General features: G+C 53.0%; 1 protein-coding gene. It reads right to left on the bottom strand.

Translation table 11 applies throughout. The features are described 5' to 3' along the window. Positions 1-347 (bottom strand): hypothetical protein (locus tag VJI93_RS08585; protein ID WP_324009288.1); only part of this gene is annotated, 347 nt, incomplete at both ends.

The raw sequence follows: 347 nt of genomic DNA, 5'->3' as shown, positions 1-347 counted from the left end.
CACGGTGAACTCGTTCTCAATGCGCAGAGGCACTGCCGAATCGATACCCACAACACCGGGAATACGACTGCACTTGATATCATCGACCAGGTTTTCGGAGAAGCCCAGAAGGTGGATATTGAACTCTTCGGTGGTCCCCAAGACCTTGGCAATATCGTCACCTCGAGAACCTGCTGCCTCAACACGCTTGCGAGGTACGCTTAGCCACGATACGAACTTCCAGACGCCTTCGTCCTTATGATCCAGGACAAACTTCAGCGTCTTGTCGAAGTCCTCATCATCCTTGCCCTGCAGCACAATCATGAAGCCGTCGCAAGTGATGGCGTTGATCCAGTTCTCGGCATCCT

It is taken from the genome of Parvimonas sp. M20, assembly GCF_035282425.1.
Lineage (GTDB): Bacteria > Bacillota > Clostridia > Tissierellales > Peptoniphilaceae > Parvimonas.
Note: the sequence above shows the minus strand (reverse complement) of the source record. Positions and strands in the feature narration are given on the sequence as shown.